We start from the raw sequence: 16,941 nt of genomic DNA, 5'->3' as shown, positions 1-16,941 counted from the left end.
CCATAGCCCTAATGCGCCACTATGCTAAAATGCCTTTTTTTCCTCGTACCATGATAAGGCATAGGCAATGACCAAGTCGGATAAACCATCCATTAGTTATAAAGACGCAGGCGTTGATATCAACGCAGGCAATCAACTTGTTGAACGTATTAAAGGCGTAAGCAAAAAAACTCGTCGCCCTGAAGTAATGGGTGGTCTGGGTGGATTTGGTGCTTTGACACGTCTTCCAACAAAATACAAAAACCCCATTCTTGTTTCTGGCACCGATGGTGTTGGTACTAAGCTTCGTCTAGCAATGGACCTTAACCAACATGACACTATTGGTATCGACCTCGTCGCTATGTGTGTTAACGATCTAGTAGTAGCTGGTGCTGAGCCACTATTATTCCTAGATTACTACGCAACTGGCAAGCTAGATGTTGATGTGGCTGCAAACGTTGTGACAGGCATTGGTGAAGGCTGCCTACAAGCAGGCTGTGCACTTGTTGGTGGTGAAACCGCCGAAATGCCTGGCATGTACCATGACGGCGATTACGATCTAGCTGGCTTTTGTGTTGGCGTGGTTGAAGAAGAAAACATCATTGACGGCAGCAAAGTAAAAGCTGGCGACAAATTGATTGCTTTAGGCTCATCTGGCCCACATTCAAACGGCTACTCACTTATTCGTAAAATCCTTGAAGTAAGCAAAGCGGATCTTAATCAAGATATCGACGGTGTTGCTTTGAAAGATGCGCTAATGGAGCCAACTCGTATTTACGTCAAATCCATTCTTAAATTAATGGAATCCATTTCTGTGAATGCACTAGCTCACATTACTGGTGGCGGCTTACTTGAAAATATACCTCGCGTTCTTCCTGAAGATGCAGCAGCTCGTATCGACGCAACTAGCTGGAAACGTCCTGCTGTGTTTGATTGGTTGCAAGAACAAGGAAATGTTAAGCAAGAAGAAATGTACCGTGTTTTAAACTGCGGTGTCGGCATGGTACTTTCTATTGATGCAGCAAAAGCAGACGAGGCATTGGCCATTCTGAAAGCTGAAGGTGAAAATGCTTGGATCATCGGTGACATTTGCCCTCGCAACGGCGGAAAAGAGGTTTTAATCTCTGATCTAGAAACGCAGGCATGAGTTATCCGATCGTTGTCTTAATTTCTGGCAGCGGTAGCAACTTGCAAGCTTTGATAGATCAAAGCTTGCAAGGACTACTCAATATCAAGATCTGCGCTGTTATTAGCAACAAAGCAGAAGCTTATGGTTTAGAGCGTGCCAAGCTAGCAGGCATTCCAACGCACACACTTAATCATAAGTCGTTTGATAGTCGAGAAGAATTTGATACTGAGCTGCAAGCGCTTATCGATCAATACCAACCAAAATTGGTTGTTCTCGCTGGTTTTATGCGTATTCTAACTGAAACCTTTGCGAAACATTTTGAAGGTAGAATGCTAAACATTCACCCTTCTTTGCTTCCAAAGTACAAAGGCTTAAATACGCATCAGCGTGCTATTGATGCAAACGAAAAAGAGCATGGAGTATCGGTACACTTTGTTAGTCCAGAACTAGATGCTGGCGCTGTTATTCTTCAAGCGAGTACAGAAATAGCGCAAGAAGAAACAGCAGAAACTTTAGCTAGTAAAGTTCACTGTTTAGAACATATTATCTACCCACTGGCGGTTAAATGGTTCAGTGAAGAAAGATTAACATTCCATGACGGAAAGGCTTTTTTTGATAAGAATGCACTGCCTGAAAGCGGCATTTTATATAACGAAGCACTAACATGATGTAGGAGAAAGTATGAGAACTCGTAAAATTCCAATGTTTTTAATGGCCATTTTTATGAGTATTCCCATACTTTCTTTTTCTTCAATAAAAGCAAATGCTACTGAAACAAAACCACAAGAAACCTTCCTTAAACCTTACTCTGCTGTTTACAGCACAATCTGGAAAAAAGGCATTAGCCTAAAAGTGGAAGGCAAACAGACCTTATCTAAAAAAGCAGACAATTCGTGGCAGTTTGTATTTACAGCAGACAGCATGATCGCCTCGCTTAATGAATCATCAATTTTCTACGTTGAAGACCATCAAATAATTCCTGCCAAATACGAATATCATAGCTCGGCTCTAGGAAAAAAAAGAAGCGCGGTACTCACTTTTGATTGGGAAAACAAGCTTGTCCATAATGATGTAAAAGACAAACCTTGGAACCTTACGATACCACCCAAAACATTAGACAAACTATCTATTCAGTTGCAAGTTAGACAAGATCTCAAAATGGGTAAAAATGAATTCGACTATCAGATTGCCGATGGCGGTTACATTAAAAACTGGCGCTTTGAACGTGAAAAAATGGAAACCATCGACACTAAGCTTGGCCGAGTCTCTGCAATTAAAATCATCAGAACCGATAATCTAGAAAAAGGTAAAAGAACCTCTTTTTGGTTTGTGCCAAAATTTGACTATTTACTGGTCAAAATGGAGCATAAAGAAGACGGTGAGTCTTATCGCCTAGATATCGAATCCATGAGCCAATCCTAAGAGATACATACCAACATAAGCAGAGCTTAGGCCAACTCGTCAGGTGTATTAACATTGAGTAACTCTGCAGCATTGTCCCAAGCAACAGACTGACAACCAAACATATTATAAAAGCCTAATACGCTGTAACGTTGCCCCTCTCCTAAAAAGCACTTAAGGGCAGCAAACGCAGTTTCAACAGGTAAGATAGCATGCAAAGGATGAGCCCCCGAAGCTCCTCTTAAATAATAGATTTTCTCTGGTGACAATAAGCTGGCTTCTTTTAGTTTTGCAAAAGCTTCACCGCTAATGCGAGGCGTATCGCAAGGCGAGATCAATAAATGCGATGTTTTAGCAAAGGCCAAACAAGTTAATAAGCCAGACAAAGGTCCTTTTCCTTGATGACATAGCTCATCGACAACCACTTCATAACCAAGCTTTGCATAAGCTTCAAAATTTCGGTTGGCATTAATAAACACTCTTTCAGCAACCTGCTGTAAAGCTCGTCCTACTGACAAGGCCATAGGCTCATTCTGAAACAACAGCAAACCTTTGTCCTGACGCGACATTCGCTCTGCTTTTCCACCAGCTAACACCGCCGCCGATAAGGATATAAACGCCATATCACTTTCTCTTTCTACAAAATCGAATCAAAATACCCTTTATCTCTTCTAGCCCATATATCATCAGCCAAAACAAGACACTCTTCATGAGACGAAACACCATAAAGAAGCCCTGCCACTGACGCAACGGTTTGTCGCACAGCTTGCCCACCAAACTGATCAAGCTGATCACCGCGCCAATGATCCGTCAATCGAGACAGATCTAAATTATCTTTTAATCGCTTATGCTCTTTCTCAGCCTTTGGCCAATCTGACCAAGTCGCCATACCATCTTGCCATTTCCCTAAAGTGACATCTCGTTCTGGATTTACTTCTGCTTCGCCATTACCACCACGAAATACTAACACAGACGCATCACCTAACTGCTCGCAAGCAGCTAGATGCAACTGATCATAACCACGGTGAAACACACCATGAACACTGTTGTCGGCAAAAAACGGATTCATCATACGCACCACAGTATTTACTGGTGAACGTAAACCCAAAACATATTTAAGGTCCATCATAGCGCCTAACGATTCATCTATCTCAGCCAGTGGCATATATGCAAAGTGGCTTGTCTCAAGCTCGTGTTTTAGCTGACCTTTGGAATTACATACGACCAAGCCCAATTTACTGATGGCATGCTCCACATACATTCGGTTTTCCCCATCAAACGTATGGCCATGCATCACAATATTCACGCCCGTATTAGCGAGCGCGAGAGCTGCTAATAAAAACCAAGGCAATTCATTACGTTTGCCAGCATAAGCAGGCCAATCTAAATCGATGTTTATGCCCAGAGGTTGTTTTTTTAATAAGTACTGCCTGGTCGCTTTGGTAAAACCAACCGTTTCTTCAACAGTCTCTTCTCGTATCCGAATTAGCATCCAGAAAGCCCCCGACTGTTCTGGCGCTACATCGCCGGATAACATCAAACTCATGGCGTGCTCGGCTTCTTCCAATGTTAGACTGCGCGCGCCTTTCTTTCCACGACCTAAGATTTTTACATATTGAGTGAAGTCGTTACTCATTCTGATGGTTGTGCTAGTAGTTGCTTTACTAGTAGTAGCTCTGTAAGTCATGCTGATAACTCCGCCACAATGGGAATAAATCGTTTTAATTCAGGAAGACAAGAGCCGCAGTTGGTGCCACATTTGAGCTTGGCGCCCAACGCATCAACAGAACAAACACCTGACGCAATCGCCTTTTCTATTTGCTTGCTGCCAACTTGATAACAAGAACAAATAATCTCACCTTTATCTTCAATGTTTGCTGGAGTACCCACCAAAATCGCCAAACGATCTTGTATTGATAACGACGTATTTATCGCCAACTTAGAGACTAACCAATCAGCCATGATGGATTCAGGTTGCGGATGCATATACACAAGCAAGGTCAGTGTTTGGTCAATCAGTTTTGCCAATCGAATTTGCTGTGTAAGCGGATTCGAATACTCCAGCCATTCTGCTTTTTCAGCTGAATCTTGACTTTGTTCTACATCTATCGATTTAAGCGAAGCTTGCGTTTGTCCATTAGGCCAAACCACTTCGTAGTGATAGCCTTGCTCGGAAGGCACTTGGCACCAATATAGACAGTCAGATAATACAAGTGGTGCATCCGAAACAATCATCCCATAACAAATGTCTGTGACTGCTTCGAGCTGTACCTGGGCATGTTTTGATTCCGGCTGACCTGATAACGGATCAACTACTTGCGGGATAAGATTCGATACCACAGACGCATTGGCAAATTGTTGAGTCCAATGAATAGGCGCAAATACATTGGCAGGGGCAACCGCTCGACTCAGTTTAGCTTTTAATAAAACTTCCCCATACGGCGAAGTAAGACGTACCAAGGCTTTATCTTTAATACCAAAACATTTCGCATCTTTGGGATGAACCTCCACATAAGGTTGCGCTGTATGCTTAGCCAAAGACGCAGCATTTCCCGTCCTTGTCATGGTATGCCACTGATCTCGCACTCGTCCGGTATTTAATGTAAAAGGCCATTCTTGTGAAGCTTGGTTCTTTGGCAAACTTGGTGTAATCGCAATAAATCGTGCTCGACCGTCGGGTGTAAAAAAACGCCCATCCTCAAACATACGCTTGGTGCCTTCTGGCCGACCTTTTGGCACAGGCCATTGCACTGGTATCAAAGAGTCGTATTCAGCTTTGGTTATCTTAGCAAAGTGACCAATATCGAAATCGCGCTCGCCATTGTTTTCAAACGTCGATAAAGCCGCGTGCTCAGCAAAGATCTCATGAACATTTTGATAAGAAAAAGCAGCTGCAAAACCAAGACTTTTTGCCACTTCACAAATCGCCCACCAATCATGCTTAGCATCACCAGCTGCAGGTAACAAACCTCGTTGACGGGAAATACATCGCTCCGAATTCGTTACCGTTCCATCCTTTTCACTCCAACCTGTTGCAGGAAAAAGCACATCAGCCATGGCCGTTGTGTCAGTATGCGCTTTGCAATCACTGACAATCACCAGCTCGCATTTTTCCAGCGCGCGTCGAACCTGAGCGGTATCTGGTAAGCTCACCATAGGATTGGTCGACATAATCCACACAACCTTGACTTTCCCCTCTTCCATGGCTTGAAATAAGTCGACAGCTTTCAAGCCATTTTCTGTTGCCATATTGGGTGCTTGCCAAAAACGCTGCACCAAATCCAGCGCTCCTGACGTAGCGAAATCCATATGAGCAGCTAACTGGTTCGCCAAGCCACCCACTTCCCGCCCCCCCATAGCATTTGGCTGACCAGTAATAGAAAAAGGCCCAGCGCCTTCTTTGCCAATACGCCCCGTGGCCAAATGACAATTAATGATTGCATTGCATTTATCAACACCTGACGAAGACTGATTCACCCCTTGAGAATAAAATGTGATTGTCTTTGCTGTGTCGCGCCACCAGCAGGCTAAACTTGTTAAATCTTGCTCACTAACAGCACAAAAATCAGCTGTAAAAGAGAGACTCGGTGTCGATTCATTCGCTTGTGCCAAGGCGAGATCGAATCCGTTGGTGTGATTAGTAATAAAGTCATGATCCAAAATGCCAGATTGAACAGAATCATTTAATAAAAAGGAAAAAATCGCCGCGTCGCTTCCTGGCTTAATCGCCAAATGCAAATCCGCAATATCGCAAGTCGCGGTTTCTCGTGGATCGATCACCACCACTTTCATATTCGGTCGTTGCTGTTTAGCTGCTGCAATTCGCTGATATAAAATCGGATGTGTCCAAGCCGCATTTGATCCAACCATAATAAGTAAATCACAGCGCTCGAGATCTTCATAATTACAAGGCACAGTGTCCGAGCCAAAAGCGCGTTTGTAGCCGACCACCGCAGATGCCATACACAAACGAGAATTGGTATCAACGTTGGCTGTACCGATAAACCCTTTAGCGAGTTTATTCGCCACGTAATAATCTTCAGTAAGAATCTGACCAGAAAGATAAAAAGCAAAAGCATCAGGACCATGATCTTTTACGACTTGAGCAATTTTCGCACTCACTGTTTCAATAGCCGATTCCCAAGCAACAGGATGACCATCAACCATGGGCGTTAATAAGCGATCATCTGATTGAATGGTTTGCGCAAGACTGCTGCCTTTCACACACAAACGACCAAAATTCGCAGGATGATCTTCATCGCCAGAAACAGGTGGAACCGCTTCGTTTGCAGAGCATGGAAGCGTTAAGGTGACGCCACATCCAACGCCACAATATGGACAGGTCGTTTTCCCGCTTGTTGCTGTCTTCATTGTTGCCGTCATGCAGCTTCCTCGCACTTTTTACATTTTTTAAAAACAAAAAAAGGCCCAATCACTTTTCTAAAAAAGTGATTGGGCCCCGTTGCCTTTTGTAATATCTGTATGCTTTATGTGTAAGCCATCATCGGTTTACGGTGCATCAGTTATCCTAGATAAAGCAATAAGCAAGCCAACTCTGAAAACACTTATAAAATAGATCATGCCTTGCTCCCTCTGGGTTGGCCGTTAAGTTATCCAGAAAGTTCTACCTACCAATCACCCAACAAAGCGCCTAAACAGTGCAGTCGTGCAATACTATGCACCGTTTTAATTGACGGCAATAAACACTTCACCGCCTTCAAGTTTTGCCAGCCAATGAGGTACACTAATATCTTCCTCAAGGCATTGACCCGACGCCAATACAAAATGCTGTTTGTACAAAGGGCTAGCCACAACCCATTGCTCTTGCAGGTGAGCAACCAAACCTCTGGACAAGACATTGGCCTTGCCGACAGGATCCCAATTTCCAATGGCGAATACTTGATTGTCGGATTCAGGAACATAGAAGATGGCCACTTGTTCGCCATTCACTATGGCGGCAACACCAGCGCCTTCTATTAAATCCTCTTGTTTACAAATTAATTTCCATGGCATCGTCATCGTATTAGCCCACCTTCGCAATTAATTGCTGTTTTTCTAATTCTGTTGCTGGACGCATTTGATCGCGCTCTTCAACGAATACCACATTGTTATCACGTCCCTCATAGTTCACAAATTGACGGAAAGTCTTTAATGCTTCAGGATCTTCTAACGTGGTTTTCCATTCGCATTGGAAAGTATCGACAACGTGCTGCATACGAGCTTCAAGTTCGCCACACAATCCTAGCTTGTCATGAATCACCACATCTTTAAGATAGTCCAAACCGCCTTCCAGTCCGTCCATCCAAACGGAGGTACGCTGCAATCGATCCGCAGTTTTGGTGTAAAACATCAATACGCGGTCGATGTATTTCACTAAGGTTTCATCATCTAAATCTTTGGCAAATAAATCACCGTGGCGTGGCTTCATACCGCCGTTACCACACACGTATAAATTCCAACCACCTTCCGTTGCGATCACACCGATGTCTTTACTCTGAGCTTCAGCGCATTCTCGTGTGCAACCAGATACTGCGAATTTGATCTTATGTGGCGAGCGCAAGCCTTTGTAGCGATTTTCCAGATCAATCGCCATCTTCATGCTGTCATTCACACCATAGCGACACCAAGTGCTACCGACACAGGACTTCACCGTACGCAAGGATTTACCATAGGCTTGGCCCGTTTCAAATCCCGCTGCAATTAATTTTTCCCAAATTTCAGGCAATTGTGGCAAGGTGGCACCAAACAAATCGATACGCTGACCACCCGTTATCTTGGTGTATAAACTATATTCTTTTGCCACTTCACCCAAGACGATCAATCTATCTGGTGTTATTTCCCCACCAGGAATTCGCGGTACGATGGAGTAAGTTCCGTCTTTTTGCATATTGGCAAGGAAGCGATCGTTAGTGTCTTGCAAACTGATGTGCTCTTTTTTCAACACATAATCGTTCCACACACTCGCTAGAATAGAACCAACAGCGGGTTTACATATTTCACAACCGTGACCTTTGCCATGCGTTTTTAATAACTCATTAAAGGTTTTGATTTCGCCAATTTTGACTAAGTTATATAAATCTTGGCGTGTGTAAGAAAAGTGCTCACAAATATCTGTACTGACTTCGACACCTAAAGCCAACAACTCATTGTCGACAACTTTTTTCAATAACGCCGCACAACCACCACAACCTGTCGCCGCTTTAGTTACGCCTTTCACATCACCGACTGACAAGGCACCACTACAAACAGCGTCACTAATGTCTTGCTTAGACACGTTATGACAACTACAAATAGAAGCTGTCGCTGGCAAAGCATCCACACCTAAGCCAACTGGTGCATCACCCATAGCGGGCAAAATAAGCGCTTGCGCTTGTTCCGGTAAATCAATGGCATTGAGATAATATTGCAGCAAGGTGTCGTAATAACTGTTATCGCCCACCAAAACAGCGCCTAATAGCTTCTTGCCGTCTTCAGATACCACCATTTTTCGATAGCTCTGGCTAATTTCATCTTGATAAACGAATACTTTGCAGCCTTGAGATTGAGCATGAGCATCGCCAACCGAACCAACGTCACAGCCTAAAAGCTTCAATTTCGTACTCATGTCGGCGCCAGTGAAAGTCACGCCAGCACTTCCTAATAAATGAGCTAGCAAATGCCCAGCGGCAGATTTGGCCATCGCGTAACCCGGTGCTACCAAGCCAAAGATACGATTATTCCAAAGCGCACACTCGCCAATGGCATAAATGTCTTCATCACTGGTTTGGCAGTGATTGTTCACACAAATGCCGCCACGTTCACCTACCGTCAAACCAGACTGATGCGCCAAAGCATCCTGTGGTCGAATACCAGCAGAGAATAAAATCAGATCTGTTTCAAGGTGAGAACCATCAGCAAAGTTCATCCGGTGGAAAGCGCTCTCGCCATCGACAATCTCTTTGGTCGCTGTGTCGGTATACACCTTCACATCTAAGCCTTCGATCATTTCCTTAAGAACCGAACCGCCCTTTTCATCCAGCTGGACTGGCATTAAACGTGGCGCAAACTCCACTACGCTGGTTTCTAAACCAAGATTTTTTAGCGCATTGGCAGCTTCTAATCCTAGCAAACCACCACCGACAACCGTGCCTCGTGTCACTTGTTTCGCACAGGCTCTGATAGCGTCTAAATCGTCGAGAGTACGATAAACAAAAGTGTTCTCACGGTTATGCCCCGGAATGGGCGGAACAAAAGGATAAGAACCTGTTGCAAGGACAAGTTTCTCATAAGATAGAGAGTCGCCATTTTGTAATAACAATTGCTTAGCAGCACGATCGATCTCGGTCACCAAGCTGTTAGTAAAATAGCGCACACCGTGTTCGTTATATAAAGAGCCATCGGTCATTGCCAAATCCGCCGCGCCTTTGCCAGTAAAATACTCACTTAGATGTACGCGGTCATAGGCTAAATACGGCTCTTCACCAAAAACAGTAATATTAAATTCTTCATGACCACCTTGAGCGATCATTTGCTCAACAAAATGGTGACCGACCATGCCATTGCCAATGACAATGAGATGAGGTTTTGTGGTAAGAAAAGACACAGTTGACGTCATTATATTCCCCTTGCTGTAACCCTTGTTTATGTAGCATGCCTTACGGCTAGCAACGTCTAAAACTACTTAATTCAGGCCACTTTGGGGCAGCAATACGCTTCGCCAAATACCAGTAAATCAAGTATGTCAGAGACATTGGTCTTATTTTGAATTAGCTGGAAATACCAGCTTCCATCGGCGACGTTGCCATAAAGAATTGCTCCAACCAGCAAGCCATCGTTGACCACCAGTTTTCGGTAATGATTTGCGCTAACATCTTTAAAAAAGATGCAGCTGTCTTCTGCTGAGGGTTGAATCTTACCGACTGAAAAAAGATTCACGCCTGACACTTTTAACTTGGTAGGCGTTGGCTCTATCACAAACGCAGACTCTTCCCCGACCAACACCTTCATCAAGACGTTAATTTGTGTCCAAATAGGCGCAACTAAACCGAAGGTCTGTTGATTAAATTCACAACATTCACCCAGAGCATAAACATCAGCACGAGAGGTTTGCATTCGTTCATCGACTAAAATCGCTCGATTCGTTTCCAACCCAGCTGCCTTGGCCAAAGTAATTTCAGGCGAAATCCCAGCCGCCATAACGACTAAACTCACCGCTAGCTGATCGCCATTCTGACAAACGACATGAGACACGCGATCACCGTCCGTTTGCAAAAAAGACTCAGGTGACTCGCCAAGGCGAAATTCGACGCCCATTTCCTTCAGCCTATTAAGCAAAAGTACGGCTGATTCTTCGTCTAGCTGTCGATTTAACAACCAATTTGAACGATGAAAGACCACAACCTTATGACCGCGTTTCACCAAACCCACCGCCGCCTCTAACCCCAACAGCCCACCACCTATCACACAAATAGGCTGGCTGCCTTTCAGCTGCGTCATGAGTTCAACATCATGCCAAGTACGAAAGCCCATTACATTGGATGCAGATATTCCTTTAATAGGCAATACACTTGCCCGAGACCCAGTCGCTAGCACCAATTGGTCATACGCTATTTCCTGCCCACTGGATAAATGCAGGATTTTCATTTCTAAATTCAGACTCGTCACAGGATCATTTGAAAGAATCTGAACGCCGTCATCTTGCATTTTCTGCGTATCAACTAGTGCCATATCGGCATGAGAAATATCGCTCGCCAATAAAGAAGACAGCATAATTCGGTTGTAGCCAACTTTAGGCTCTTCTCCGATCAAGGTGATCTGATAAAGATGCCCATACGCTTGTTGTAAATCATGCGCCAATTTGCTGCCAGCCATGCCAGCACCAACAATGACAAGACGGCGTTTATCCGTCTGATTTACTAGGCGTTTCCCAGACTGAGAGATAAGACTAGGCATTGGCAACCTTGGCACTAGCGGCCGTTTTTTTGCTTTTCGTAGCAGCTTGAATAGGCTCTACTTTGCGCTGTTTCTCATACAAAAAAGTCAGAACTTGAGTTCTGTAATCCACATATCTTGGATCCTTCGCCAAGGCCAAACGATCACGAGGACGTTCAAGGTCAACATGCAGAATTTCGCCTACTGTCGCTTCTGGACCATTAGTCATCATCACAATACGATCAGAAAGCAGCACGGCTTCGTCCACATCATGGGTGATCATAATCACTGTGTTGTTAAGGTCTTTTTGAATTTCCATCAAAGAGTCTTGAAGATGTGCACGAGTCAAGGCATCCAAGGCACCAAAAGGCTCATCCATCAACAACACGCTTGGTTCCATCGCCAAGGCTCTAGCAATACCGACACGCTGCTTCATACCACCTGAAATTTCATCTGGGCGTTTGTCCGCAGCATGGGTCATATGCACCAACTCTAAGTTGTGCATGATCCAATCATGCATTTCCTTCTTGGATTTAGTTTTACGAAAAACCTGCTTTACCGCCAATTCAACATTTTGGTAAGACGTTAGCCAAGGCAGCAAAGAGTGATTTTGAAAAACCACCGCACGCTCAGGCCCTGGCCCTTTTACTTCTCGACCATCCAATAAAATCCCGCCTTCAGTAGCATCGTATAAACCGGCTACTATGTTGAGAACCGTCGATTTACCACAACCTGAATGCCCGATCAGAGAGACAAACTCGCCTTTCTCGATTTTTAAACTGACATTATCCAGCGCTTTAAACGGCCCTTTTGGCGTTGGGAACTCAATCGAAATGTGACTGATGTCTAAATGTGTTGCCATGTTTCTCTCCAATCCAATCTGTTTCTAGTGAAAGTCTATTTAGCGTAGTACCTGAGTTTTATCCCAAGAAACAAAACGCTGAATTGTCAGCATGACTCTGTCTAGCAAGTAGCCGATGAAACCAATCATCAACACCGCCACCATGATTCGACCTAATGAATTCGAGCTACCATTCTGGAATTCATCCCAAACAAACTTCCCTAACCCTGGGTTTTGCGCCAACATTTCCGCCGCGATCAATACCATCCAAGCAATACCGAGCGACAAGCGTAGACCGGTAAACATCAGAGGAATCGCTGACGGAATGACGATTTTCATCACATGCGTCATCCAACCAAGGCTTAATACTTTTGAAACATTAAGTAAATCTTTTTCTACTGCCGCCACACCAACTGCTGTATTAATTAGCGTTGGCCACATGCAACACAAGGTCACAGTGAACATGGAGGTTAAGAAGGATTTAGAAAACAGCGGATCATCAGACACGTAACTGGCACTCACAACCATGGTAACTAAGGGCAACCATGCCAGCGGCGAAACCGGTTTGAAAATTTGAATAACAGGATTTAAAGCACTGTAAACCGATCTATTTAAGCCAATTAAAATCCCTAAAGGAATGGCAATTAGGCTGGCCAAACCAAAGCCAGCCAATACGGTATATAAACTGGTAAATATCTGATCAAAAAAAGTAGGCTTACCTGTGTAATCTCTTAACGTACCGACATAGCTAGGATCTTTAGCTTGTCGCTCAGCAATACGCTCTTCTTGACGAACATAAAATTTGTCTTCTTTTACACGCTCTCTCTGATGCTCTGCTACGAGACTATTCCATTGCTCATAAACTACCACTGGCCCTGGAAACTCACCCAAAGAGGTATGAACACGACTCGCTCCCACCTGCCACAACAAGATGAACACTAAAATGCCAAAGACCGGCAGCAAGATCCCTCTAAAAGAAAAGGTGCTGATTTTGTCTTTTAAAGAAGCCATGGTTACGTTTGGTATCATCATCTGTTTCTCGCTCAATTTGACTCATAAAGCGACTACGACTGCGGCCGCTTTATCCTGTTTGGTTTAGATTTGGTCGTCGCCTTTTAAACCGATTTTGAAGCTTTTCAAGTAATCATTTGGGTGTTTACCGTCATAAGTCACACCATCAATAAAGTCACTTTGTGGCGGTTTAAAGCCATCTTCTTTAGCGAAATCAGGGAACTCAGACGCTGTCATAACACCATCTTCAATCAAAGCGTTTGCGGCTTGCGCATAAATATCTGGGCGATAAACTTCTTTCGCGGTTTTCATAAACCATTCGTCGGATTTTGGTTCAGCAATTTGCCCCCAACGGCGCATTTGTGTGAGATACCAAATGGCATCGCTGTAATATGGGTAAGTCGCGTTATGACGGAAAAAGACATTAAAGTCGGGGATTTCACGCTTATCGCCTTTTTCATACTCAAATGTCCCTGTCATGCTGTTGGCAATGACATCGTAATCTGCCCCAACATATTGGCTACGAGCGAGTATTTTTACCGCTTCAGGACGATTGGCGTTGTTGTTTTCATCCAACCATTTCGCAGCGCGAATCATGGCCTTTACGACTCTAATATGGGTATTGGGGTATTTTTCCGCCCAATCACTGCTCACACCGAAGACTTTTTCTGGATTGTTTTTCCAAATTTCATAATCCGTAATGACTGGCACACCAATACCTTTAAACACAGCTTGTTGGTTCCAAGGTTCGCCAACGCAGTAACCTGAAATCGTTCCTGCCTCCATAGTCGCAGGCATTTGTGGTGGTGGCGTCACAGATAACAAAGCATCGGCATTAATTTGGCCGCTGGTATCACCACGCGCTGGCGCGTAATAACCCGGATGAATGCCACCGGCAGCAAGCCAATAACGCAGCTCATAGTTATGAGTGGAAACAGGAAACACCATGCCCATTTTGAATGGCTTACCTTGCGTTTTATAACCATCGATCACAGGTTTCAATGCACTGGCGCTGATTGGATGAACTGGCTTGCCATCTGGTCCATTTGGAATGTTTTTCTTCATTTCATCCCAAACATCATTTGAAACGGTAATACCGTTACCATTCAAATCCATACTAAAAGCCGTCACTATGTGGGCCTTCGTACCGTATCCAATAGTTGCACCGAGTGGTTGACCCGCTAACATATGCGCGCCGTCTAGCTGGCCGTCAATTACTCGATCTAACAAAACTTTCCAGTTTGCTTGCGCTTCTAAGGTGACGTATAAACCTTCGTCTTCGAAATAACCTTTCTCGTAAGCGATGGCTAATGGCGCCATATCCGTCAATTTTATAAAACCAAATTTAAGCTCTTCTTTTTCTGCATAACCCAGCTCCGCATGAGCTGCTCCAGATAAAAGCGCAGAGCCCAACAATATAGAAAAACTAATTTTTTGAGTGGCATTAACGAATCTCGGCAAGGGAATTACCGTTTTCAAAAATCTTAGGTTCATAGTCACACTCCGCTTAAGGGGTTAAAAAGTACAAAAACAAAAAAAGGCGCATGCGAATCACAAAAAAGTGTGTTCGCAGGCGCCTTTGCCATTCAAAGAAAATCCTACATTGGACTATCAATAATGTGGGTGATAATTAACGGTCGTTGCTAATTCCACCAATTTTTTTCAAAACTTTATGTCTATGTGTTTTACAAAGCACGCAGCGTGCCAATAAAACTAACCTTATGATTTATATGTTTTTTATCTTAAATCCGCTGTCTAGATAAAATAATTCAGCAGGCCAAATAAATCTATTTGCCCAGTTATCATGCATAGCGCACTAAAAAAAGACACGTACAAACTACTTATCAAAACCATTTAAAATGCCATTTGGATGTAAGCGGATCTTTCCCGAAGCAACAGAATCCAACCAAGTAGACTCACCTTCGACAGACAAATGCCAATCCGTGTTGTTTTTTTCTTCCGTCAAACCTAATGCTTTGTAATAAAGATCCTGACGATAAACCTGCTCCGCCACGTCGTTCAGTGACTTAATGTCACCCAGTTGCTGCCAGCGGTGCATTTGCGCCATGATCCATAATGCATAGCTCGGCAAAGGTTTATTAATATCGCTACCAGAAAAACGCTGATACGCCTTCATTGGCCAATCAAATTGCCCCTTTGGTTTAATCGCACTAAAACCATAAACCAGCTGCTCTAACGTGCAATTCAAATAATCAGGATGACTTAAGATACTCAGTAATTCAGTCTGGTTATTTGGTTCATCTACCCACAAACAAGCTTTTTCCAAAGCGCGAATAATTGACAAATATACTTCTAGGTTATGTTCAGCCCATACGGAATTTACGCCAAAGACTTTTTCCGGCGTACTACCCCAAATTTCATATCCAGTCACCAACATGTGGCCTATACCTTGCTCCACTGCAAGACTGTTCCAAGGCTCACCTACGCAATAACCATCAATATCACCTTGTCTTAAACTATCAAGCATTTTTACCGGTGGAACTACAACTATTTGCACATCTTTATCGGAATCAATTCCAGCTCGACTCAACCAATCTCTTAACTGATAGTTATGGGATGAGTAAGGATAGACCATCGCAAAACGCAATGGTGCTGCATTAGCTGCTCGGCCATCTAGCAACCTCTTCAATGCCACGCCAGTTCGAATATCAACCGAAGATTCAGCATGGTGCTGTAGCTCTTCGTACAAAGCGTTACCAATAGTGATGCCATTACCATTATGACTAACAGTAAAGCTGGTTTGCATGGGTGTCTTAATGGTGCCAATTCCTAAACTAGCAGCAATCGGCATAGACGCCAACATATGCGCACCATCAAGCAAATTGAAGGCCACTTTATCGCGGATACTTGCCCAAGATGCTTCTTTAGATAACACCACATCCACGCCTTCTTGAATAAAAAAGCCTTTTTCTTGGGCAATCACAAAAGGCGCACAATCGATTAATGGAATAAAACCAATCCGCACAGACTCGCTAGTTTGAATAATATTATTTGGCTGTATCAGGTTCATTTTGAACCTCCCATCAATTCCATCACAGATATGATATTTCGAGCGACGTCAGTCATTCGCTGACTACGATCCATCGCTAGTTTCCGAAGCGCTTGATAGGCTGCGGGCTCATCACATTTTTGATGTTTCATTATCAAACCTTTTGCTTTGTCTATCAGCTTACGGTCTTCAAGCTGACTTTTTACAGATTCCAATTCAGATCTTAGCGCCTGAAATTCTCTAAACCGGGCAATCGCAACTTGCAATAACGCTTTCACGCTACCGCTGTTAACACCATCAACCACATAGGCACTGACACCCGCTCGAATAGCTGCTTCTACATGTCTGGAATCATCTTCTTCAGCAAACATAACAATGGGACGAGGATTATCTTTGGTGAGTCGCGACATGTTTTCCAACATATCTCGATCAGGAGATTCGATATCAATAATTACCATATCTGGTTGAAATTCCGTTACCGCTTCCGTTAGGTTTTTGGCATTTTCCAGTCGTCTAATAACACGATAACCACTGTCAATCATGGCCTGTTCTACAATAGCTGCTCGCGCAGGCTCATTATCAACAAGCATCACGGTTAATTCTTTTTCAGGGGGCGCAGGCATGGTGCATTCTCTTAAAAATCGTAAAATCACATTCAGA

14 protein-coding genes are annotated in these 16,941 nt (G+C 43.8%); 3 read left to right on the top strand and 11 right to left on the bottom strand.

Annotation, left to right across the window (positions count from 1 at the left end):
• The first annotated feature begins 67 nt into the window (after positions 1–67).
• From purM to CCS02_RS05485, 3 genes are read left to right on the top strand one after another with little or no spacing between them, the layout of a single operon-like run.
• Positions 68–1,126, top strand: coding sequence for a phosphoribosylformylglycinamidine cyclo-ligase (purM, locus tag CCS02_RS05495; RefSeq protein ID WP_100185695.1), 1,059 nt, complete (start codon positions 68–70; stop codon positions 1,124–1,126).
• The gene (purN, locus tag CCS02_RS05490) at positions 1,123–1,776 is read left to right on the top strand and encodes a phosphoribosylglycinamide formyltransferase (protein WP_100185696.1); all 654 of its coding nucleotides are present in this window, start codon (positions 1,123–1,125) and stop codon (positions 1,774–1,776) included. The genes purM and purN overlap by 4 nt, the downstream gene beginning before the upstream one ends.
• 13 nt (positions 1,777–1,789) lie before the next feature.
• On the top strand, positions 1,790–2,530 hold the full coding sequence (locus CCS02_RS05485) for a DUF3108 domain-containing protein (RefSeq protein ID WP_100185697.1): 741 nt from the start codon (positions 1,790–1,792) through the stop codon (positions 2,528–2,530).
• Between the two features lie 26 nt (positions 2,531–2,556).
• On the opposite strand, the gene CCS02_RS05480 is transcribed toward CCS02_RS05485, so the two are convergent.
• The 11 genes from CCS02_RS05480 to CCS02_RS05430 form a co-directional block, all read right to left on the bottom strand.
• Positions 2,557–3,132, bottom strand: coding sequence for a molybdenum cofactor guanylyltransferase (locus CCS02_RS05480; RefSeq protein WP_100636033.1), 576 nt, complete (start codon positions 3,130–3,132; stop codon positions 2,557–2,559).
• A gap of 14 nt (positions 3,133–3,146) precedes the next feature.
• A complete protein-coding gene (locus CCS02_RS05475; RefSeq protein WP_232728828.1) occupies positions 3,147–4,196 on the bottom strand; it encodes a glycosyl transferase family protein in 1,050 nt (349 codons plus the stop codon).
• Positions 4,193–6,892: a nitrate reductase gene (locus CCS02_RS05470; protein ID WP_100636032.1), complete on the bottom strand. Its 2,700-nt coding sequence runs from the start codon at positions 6,890–6,892 to the stop codon at positions 4,193–4,195. The genes CCS02_RS05475 and CCS02_RS05470 overlap by 4 nt, the downstream gene beginning before the upstream one ends.
• A gap of 303 nt (positions 6,893–7,195) precedes the next feature.
• Positions 7,196–7,528 carry a nitrite reductase small subunit NirD gene (nirD, locus tag CCS02_RS05465; protein ID WP_100636031.1) on the bottom strand — a complete coding sequence of 111 codons (333 nt, stop codon included), beginning with the start codon at positions 7,526–7,528 and terminating at the stop codon, positions 7,196–7,198.
• A 4-nt stretch (positions 7,529–7,532) separates the two neighbouring features.
• On the bottom strand, positions 7,533–10,103 hold the full coding sequence (nirB, locus tag CCS02_RS05460) for a nitrite reductase large subunit NirB (protein WP_100636030.1): 2,571 nt from the start codon (positions 10,101–10,103) through the stop codon (positions 7,533–7,535).
• Between the two features lie 71 nt (positions 10,104–10,174).
• A complete protein-coding gene (locus CCS02_RS05455; protein ID WP_100636029.1) occupies positions 10,175–11,440 on the bottom strand; it encodes an NAD(P)/FAD-dependent oxidoreductase in 1,266 nt (421 codons plus the stop codon).
• The gene (locus CCS02_RS05450; protein WP_072839962.1) at positions 11,433–12,281 is read right to left on the bottom strand and encodes an ABC transporter ATP-binding protein; all 849 of its coding nucleotides are present in this window, start codon (positions 12,279–12,281) and stop codon (positions 11,433–11,435) included. The genes CCS02_RS05455 and CCS02_RS05450 overlap by 8 nt, the downstream gene beginning before the upstream one ends.
• Positions 12,282–12,320: 39 nt before the next feature.
• Positions 12,321–13,292: an ABC transporter permease gene (locus CCS02_RS05445; protein ID WP_100636028.1), complete on the bottom strand. Its 972-nt coding sequence runs from the start codon at positions 13,290–13,292 to the stop codon at positions 12,321–12,323.
• A gap of 63 nt (positions 13,293–13,355) precedes the next feature.
• A complete protein-coding gene (locus CCS02_RS05440) occupies positions 13,356–14,765 on the bottom strand; it encodes a CmpA/NrtA family ABC transporter substrate-binding protein (protein ID WP_100636027.1) in 1,410 nt (469 codons plus the stop codon).
• 343 nt (positions 14,766–15,108) lie between these two features.
• Complete coding sequence (locus CCS02_RS05435) at positions 15,109–16,302, bottom strand: CmpA/NrtA family ABC transporter substrate-binding protein (RefSeq protein WP_100636026.1); 1,194 nt, start codon at positions 16,300–16,302, stop codon at positions 15,109–15,111.
• Positions 16,299–16,904 (bottom strand): ANTAR domain-containing response regulator, encoded by a 606-nt coding sequence (locus CCS02_RS05430; protein WP_072839959.1) that lies wholly within the window; start codon positions 16,902–16,904, stop codon positions 16,299–16,301. Before CCS02_RS05430 ends, CCS02_RS05435 begins: the two co-directional genes overlap by 4 nt.
• Between the last annotated feature and the right edge of the window lie 37 nt (positions 16,905–16,941).

The sequence above is a fragment of the Marinomonas sp. ef1 genome, assembly GCF_002806845.1.
GTDB classification, from domain to species: domain Bacteria; phylum Pseudomonadota; class Gammaproteobacteria; order Pseudomonadales; family Marinomonadaceae; genus Marinomonas; species Marinomonas polaris.
Note: the sequence above shows the minus strand (reverse complement) of the source record. Positions and strands in the feature narration are given on the sequence as shown.

Coding starts and splice junctions, on each gene's coding strand:
- purM (WP_100185695.1), top strand. CDS start 68: ATGACCAAGTCGGATAAACCATCCATTAGTTATAAAGACGCAGGCGTT.
- purN (WP_100185696.1), top strand. CDS start 1,123: ATGAGTTATCCGATCGTTGTCTTAATTTCTGGCAGCGGTAGCAACTTG.
- CCS02_RS05485 (WP_100185697.1), top strand. CDS start 1,790: ATGAGAACTCGTAAAATTCCAATGTTTTTAATGGCCATTTTTATGAGT.
- CCS02_RS05480 (WP_100636033.1), bottom strand. CDS start 3,132: ATGGCGTTTATATCCTTATCGGCGGCGGTGTTAGCTGGTGGAAAAGCA.
- CCS02_RS05475 (WP_232728828.1), bottom strand. CDS start 4,196: ATGACTTACAGAGCTACTACTAGTAAAGCAACTACTAGCACAACCATC.
- CCS02_RS05470 (WP_100636032.1), bottom strand. CDS start 6,892: ATGACGGCAACAATGAAGACAGCAACAAGCGGGAAAACGACCTGTCCA.
- nirD (WP_100636031.1), bottom strand. CDS start 7,528: ATGACGATGCCATGGAAATTAATTTGTAAACAAGAGGATTTAATAGAA.
- nirB (WP_100636030.1), bottom strand. CDS start 10,103: ATGACGTCAACTGTGTCTTTTCTTACCACAAAACCTCATCTCATTGTC.
- CCS02_RS05455 (WP_100636029.1), bottom strand. CDS start 11,440: ATGCCTAGTCTTATCTCTCAGTCTGGGAAACGCCTAGTAAATCAGACG.
- CCS02_RS05450 (WP_072839962.1), bottom strand. CDS start 12,281: ATGGCAACACATTTAGACATCAGTCACATTTCGATTGAGTTCCCAACG.
- CCS02_RS05445 (WP_100636028.1), bottom strand. CDS start 13,292: ATGATGATACCAAACGTAACCATGGCTTCTTTAAAAGACAAAATCAGC.
- CCS02_RS05440 (WP_100636027.1), bottom strand. CDS start 14,765: ATGAACCTAAGATTTTTGAAAACGGTAATTCCCTTGCCGAGATTCGTT.
- CCS02_RS05435 (WP_100636026.1), bottom strand. CDS start 16,302: ATGAACCTGATACAGCCAAATAATATTATTCAAACTAGCGAGTCTGTG.
- CCS02_RS05430 (WP_072839959.1), bottom strand. CDS start 16,904: ATGCCTGCGCCCCCTGAAAAAGAATTAACCGTGATGCTTGTTGATAAT.